Genomic DNA, 321 nt, shown 5'->3' with positions numbered 1-321 from the left:
TACAGGAATCGCTGCGGTGATGAAGCCGTTTGCAAGGTCAGCTGCTGTCACGGTGTAGTTGGTACCGTTCACATTCACTACTGTGCCATCGATTGCATCAGGTCCCAACGCCACTTGTGCATTGAAGGTACCGTCTGTGCCTAGCTCGTCTGCATTCAAGATACCGTCGCCATTTAAGTCTTCAGGAATCGTGATCGCACCGATCAGGTCTGCAGGCAAGGTATCTACAGTCACGGTGACATCTGCATCTGCAACATCAAGGTTACCTTGTGCATCCACTGCTTCTGCATGGATGGTCACAGGGCCTTCGCCTGTTACAGA

General features: G+C 51.7%; 1 protein-coding gene. It reads right to left on the bottom strand.

Features of this window, described 5'->3' with window-relative positions; all coding sequences use genetic code 11:
* The coding region (locus tag J655_RS24205) for a hypothetical protein (protein ID WP_228132287.1) at nucleotides 1-321 on the bottom strand (321 nt) is incomplete at both ends.

This window comes from Acinetobacter sp. 1294243 (genome assembly GCF_000588015.1).
GTDB classification, from domain to species: domain Bacteria; phylum Pseudomonadota; class Gammaproteobacteria; order Pseudomonadales; family Moraxellaceae; genus Acinetobacter; species Acinetobacter pittii.
Note: the sequence above shows the minus strand (reverse complement) of the source record. Positions and strands in the feature narration are given on the sequence as shown.